The sequence below is a fragment of the Acidimicrobiales bacterium genome (genome assembly GCA_036270875.1).
In the GTDB taxonomy this organism is placed as follows: domain Bacteria; phylum Actinomycetota; class Acidimicrobiia; order Acidimicrobiales; family AC-9; genus AC-9.
In genome coordinates, this window is record DATBBR010000116.1 from 1 (window position 1) to 5,232 (window position 5,232).

A 5,232-nucleotide genomic window follows, 5' to 3' on the forward strand; every position below is an offset into this window, starting at 1 on the left:
GACGCCAAATCTACAGCCAGTAGCGTCGAACCCCGTGGGAGAGCGTCGGCGGTCGTGGTGGGGATGGGGCTGGGAGGACCAGTCGCTCGACGAGACCCAGCTGCGCGCTCTTGCCAAGGCGGTGGGAGCCTCGCTCGGACGGCATGACCTCGAACCGGCGCCACCGCCGGTGCTCGAGCACGCCGAGCTTCCCGCGCCCCGAGTACGGGCCCCCGCGTCGCTCGCCTCCATCTGCGTCGGCACTCCCTATGACCGCGCCGGTCACACCTACGGCAAGTCGTTCTGCGACGTGGTTCGGGCGTTCCACGGCGACCTGCAGCACCCCCCTGACATCGTGGCCCGGCCCCGCCACGAACAGGACGTCGTCGACATCCTCGACTGGTGCGGAGAAGAGAGTCTGGCCGCCATCCCCTACGGCGGCGGCTCGTCGGTCGTCGGTGGTGTCGAGTGCGAGGTGGGCGACGCCTTCTCGGGCGTCGTCTCGATCGACCTCGGCCGGCTCGACCAGGTCGTCGAGATCGACACGGTGTCACGGGCGGCGCGGATCCAGGCGGGCACCCTCGGGCCGGCCCTCGAGGGACAGCTGCGCCCCCACGGCTACACGCTGCGGCACTTCCCGCAGTCGTTCGAGCACAGCAGCCTGGGGGGCTGGCTGGCCACCAGGTCGGGCGGCCACTACGCCACCAACTACACCCACATCGACGATTTTGTGGAGTCGCTGCGCGCCGTCACCCCCGCAGGAGTGATCGAGAGCCGGCGCCTCCCGGGCTCCGGCGCCGGGCCCTCGCCCGACCGCATGCTCCTCGGGTCCGAGGGGATCCTCGGGGTGATCACCGAGGCGTGGATGCGGATCCAGGATCGCCCCCGGTTCAGGGCCTCCGCCGGTGTGCGGTTCGCGTCGCTGGAAGCCGGCGTAGCCGCCGCCCGCGCCGTCGCCCAGGCCGGGCTGTTCCCGACCAACTGCCGGCTGCTCGACCAGCGCGAGGCGGCCACGTCGGCGGGCATCGCTGACGACACGGCGCTGCTCGTCCTCGGCTTCGAGTCCGCCGACCACCCCCTCGAGGCGTGGATCTCGCGAGCCGTAGAGTGCTGCGCCGACCACGGCGGCTCGGTCCCCGACGGGGTGCGTGCGTCCTCGACCGAGGGCGCCGCTGGCGCCTGGCGCTCGGCGTTCCTCCGGGCGCCCTACGGCCGCGACGCCATGGTCGCCCTCGGTTGTGTGGCCGAGACCTTCGAGACGGCGGTCACCTGGTCCGGCTTCGGAGCGCTCCACGACGGTGTCACCGAGGCGGTCAGCTCGGCTCTGTCCGAGGTCTGCGGCGGCGGGTCGGTGTCCTGCCGCTTCACCCACGTCTACCCGGACGGCCCCGCTCCCTACTTCACGGTGCTCGCCCCCAGCCGCCACGGCGACCAGATCGCCCACTGGCAGGAGATCAAGGCGGCGGCCAGCGAGGCCGTCCTCGCCCATGGCGGCACCATCACCCACCACCACGCGGTTGGGCGTCACCACCGCCCCTGGTACGACCGTCAGCGACCGGAGCTCTTCGCCGCCGCTCTCCGAGCGGCGAAGGCCACTCTCGATCCGGAGTGGATCCTCAACCCCGGGGTGCTCGTTGACCGCTGAGACGCACGACGGGACCGCGGCCGCCGCCGAGCCCACGACCTCGCTCAAGGCCCGACGCGGCGCGCTGCTGGACCGGCTCGATCTCTCCGGCGAGGAGTTCTGCCGGATCTACGCGGCGGAGGCCGACGACTGGCTCACCGGCCTGATGCACCGGGCCACCGAGGGACGCGTGGGCGGCTTGGCCCTGGTGGCCGCCGGTGGCTACGGGCGGGGCGAGCTGGCGCCGGGCAGTGACCTCGACGTGATCCTCGTGCACAACGGTCGGCGGGACGTGGGGACGATCGCCGACGCCCTCTGGTACCCGGTGTGGGACCAGGGCATCCATCTCGATCACAGCGTCCGTACGCCCAAGCAGATGATGGCGGTGGCGGAGGACGACCTGCGGGCCGCGCTCGGGCTCCTCGATGCCCGCTTCGTGGCCGGCGACAGCGCCATCGCCGATCCCATACCCGCGCGGATCCACAAGCTGTGGCGCGCCCGCGCCAGGCGGTGGCTGCCGATCCTTGCCGCCGCCGTCGCCGAGCGCCATGACGGCCGGGGATCGGTCGCCTTCCTCCTCGAGCCCGACCTCAAGGAAGCCCATGGCGGCTTGCGCGATGTTCACGCCCTGCGCGCCGCGGCGTTGGCCGCCCCGGTGCTCGAGGAGAGCGTGAGCAGCCCGCAGCTGCACGCCGCCGCCTCTCTGCTGGTGACGGTGCGCGTCGAGCTCCAGCGTCACGCGACCCGGCCATCCGATCGCCTGCTGCTGCAGGACCAGGACGGCGTCGCCGCCGCCATGGGTCTGACCGACGCCGACGAGCTCATGGCCCTCGTGGCCGAGGCCGGGCGCGCCGTTGCCTGGGCCAGCGACGACGGGTGGCGTCGGGTCGAATCGTGGCTGCGAGGCCCCAAGGGACGGGTCGCGGGCGGCGACCGACCCATCGGTGAGGGCCTGGCCCTCCGGGACGGCGAGGTGGCCCTGATGCCCGGCGCCGACCCCGGCCGTGATCCCTCGCTCCCCCTCAGGGCGGCGGAGGCGTCGGCCCGGCTCGGAGTGCCCCTCACCAGGGCTGCCCTCGACCGCCTGTCCCGGGAGGCGGCGCCTCCCGGCGACCCCTGGCCCGAGGGGGCGCGTCAGGCCTTCGTCGCCGTCCTCGGGTGCGGCCCGGCCGCCATCCCTGCCGTCGAGACCCTCGACCAGCAGGGCATCCTCGTGCGCTACCTGCCCGAATGGAAGGCGGTGCGCAACAAGCCCCAGCGCAACGCCTACCACCGTTACACCGTGGACCGGCACCTGCTCGAGGCCGCCGCCCAGGCCGCCGCCCTCGTGCGCCGGGTGGCGCGGCCCGACCTCCTCCTCGTCGGCGCCCTCCTCCATGACATCGGCAAGGGATACCCGGGCGACCACACCCAGGCGGGCACCGAAGTGGTCGCCTTGCTGGCTCCGCGCCTGGGCTTCTCCTCCGACGACGTCGACGTCCTCGTGACCCTGGTCCGTCATCATCTCCTGCTCCCGGACACCGCCACCCGCCGGGACCTCGACGATCCCGACTCGATCCGCCTTGTCGCCGACGCCGTCGGAGATCGCCCGACGCTCGAGCTGCTGGCCGCCCTCGCCGAGGCCGACGGGCTCGCCACCGGGCCGTCGGCCTGGGGTCACTGGAAGGCGGGGCTGGTCGCGACGCTGGTCGACCGCGTCGGGCGCCACCTGGCCGGCGAGCGGCTCGAGCACTCACCGGCGCTGCCTTCGGCCGAGCATCGGCACCTCATGGCCGCCCGCCGCCTGGCCGTCGTGGCCGATGGCTCAACGGTGACCGTCGTGGGCCCGGATCGTCCGGGCCTGATGGCGGCCGTGGGCGGGACGCTCGCCCTGCACGGTCTGGACGTGCGCTCGGCGGTGGCCGGATCCGATGAAGCCGGCATGGCCGTGGAGGTACTCGAGGTGGAGTCGACCCTCGGCCGGGCGCCGGACTGGGAGCGCGTCGAGCAGGATCTCGCAGCCGTCCTGAGTGGGCGCCTGGCCCTCGACGCCCGATTGGCCGAGCGGGCCCGCACCTACGCGCGCAGCCGACCGCCTTCGGCCGGCGGTCCCGCCCCGGTCACGGTGCTGATCGACAACGACGCCTCCTCCGCCGCGACGGTCGTGGAGATCCGGGCGCCGAACGCCATCGGCCTGCTGTACCACGTCACGAAAAGTCTGCTCGCCTGTGGCCTCGACATCGTCTCGGCCCGGGTCAGCACGCTCGGACACGAAGTCGTTGACGCGTTCTACGTCCGCCACCAGAACGGGGCCAAGGTGACCGATCGCTCGACCCTCGACCGGCTGCGGGCGATCATCGTCGCCAAGCTGGGTCCCGAGCAGCTGGCTGACAGCTAGCGCGGCGGGATCAGCGTCTCCGGCCCTGCGGGCCGCCCGGAGCCGGGCCGGCAGGGCCGCCTCCGGTCTGCTTGACCGCGCCTGGCCGCCGGCGAGGACCACCCCGGCCGCTCTGGCGCTTCTGGCGATCCGCGGCACGCCGCATCTGGCGGCTGGCGCCGCCCTGGGTGCCCTCGGTGAGCGCGGTCTCCAGCATGGCCATGCGCTGGTCCTTGGGCACCTTGGACATGGCGACATCAAGCTCGGCCAGCTCCCGGGGCAGCGCCCGCTTCTTGCGCTTGGAGCGGTCGAGGAAAGCCAGCATCCGGCGGACGTAGAGCCGGCGCAGAAACGGCACGCGCACGATCCCACGGGTGATGGTCGCCCGCACGCCCTTGGGTCGGTCACTCGCCATCCCCTTCTTCTAGTCGATCCGCGAGACTGACGACCCATGACGACCCTTCCGGACCGCCCGAGGATCCCCCCGCTCGACCCCGCCGATCGCGACGAGACGGCGCGGGCCCTGCTCGAGGGCACCGGCGCCGTCGGCTCCGAGCTCAACGTGTTCACCACGCTCGTCCGCCACCCCAAGCTCTTTCGCCGCTGGTCGGCGTTCGGCGGCGCCCTCCTGCTGGCCGGCAGCCTGCCCCCTCGGGACCGCGAGCTGCTCATCCTGCGCGCCGCGTGGAACAACCGCTGCGACTACGAGTGGGGCCAGCACGTGCGCATCGCCCGCGATGCGGGCCTCGATGCCGAGATCGATCGCGTGATCGAGGGGCCCACGGCGCCGGGGCTGACCCCGTTCGACGCCACCCTCCTCGACGCCGCCGACGAGCTCCACCGGGACTCCGTCATCAGCGAGGGCACCTGGGCCCGGCTGCGGGAGCGCTACGACGAGCACCAGCTCATCGAGGTCCCCATGGTGGTCGGTCACTACACCCTGCTCGGGTACACCCTCAACTCGCTCGGCGTACAGCGCGAGAAGGGCGTCGACGGCTTCCCGACCAGCGGGAATGTCCCACCAACGGCAAAAGTTACCAATAAGTGACTCAACCTTTACTATGGTGATGACGACAACCAGGAGGTGACAGCCGGCATGGCCATGGCGTTCGACCCCAACCGCTGGACGATCAAGACCCAGGAGGCCTTCCAGGCCGCCGTGGGGCTGGCGCGCGAGCGCAACAACGCCGAGGTCACCCCCGACCACCTGCTGGCCGCCCTGGTGGGCCAGTCCGAGGGCGTGGTCCTGCCCGTCCTGTCCCGGGTGGGGGTG

General features: G+C 72.7%; 5 protein-coding genes. 4 read left to right on the forward strand and 1 reads right to left on the reverse strand.

The annotated features are described in order from the left end of the window. The first annotated feature begins 34 nt into the window (after positions 1–34). Positions 35–1,624 (forward strand): FAD-binding oxidoreductase, encoded by a 1,590-nt coding sequence (locus VH112_11940; protein ID HEX4540946.1) that lies wholly within the window; start codon positions 35–37, stop codon positions 1,622–1,624. Beyond that, entirely contained in the window at positions 1,614–3,980 is a 2,367-nt protein-coding gene (locus VH112_11945; GenBank protein ID HEX4540947.1) for a [protein-PII] uridylyltransferase, read from the forward strand. The genes VH112_11940 and VH112_11945 overlap by 11 nt, the downstream gene beginning before the upstream one ends. A gap of 10 nt (positions 3,981–3,990) precedes the next feature. Here VH112_11945 and VH112_11950 read toward each other — a convergent pair whose 3' ends face one another. Continuing rightward, on the reverse strand, positions 3,991–4,374 hold the full coding sequence (locus VH112_11950) for a hypothetical protein (protein ID HEX4540948.1): 384 nt from the start codon (positions 4,372–4,374) through the stop codon (positions 3,991–3,993). Between the two features lie 36 nt (positions 4,375–4,410). Between VH112_11950 and VH112_11955 the strand changes: the two genes are divergently transcribed. Further along, the gene (locus tag VH112_11955; GenBank protein ID HEX4540949.1) at positions 4,411–5,007 is read left to right on the forward strand and encodes a carboxymuconolactone decarboxylase family protein; all 597 of its coding nucleotides are present in this window, start codon (positions 4,411–4,413) and stop codon (positions 5,005–5,007) included. A gap of 36 nt (positions 5,008–5,043) precedes the next feature. Beyond that, positions 5,044–5,232: Clp protease N-terminal domain-containing protein (locus VH112_11960; GenBank protein ID HEX4540950.1), on the forward strand; the 189-nt coding region annotated here is incomplete at its 3' end.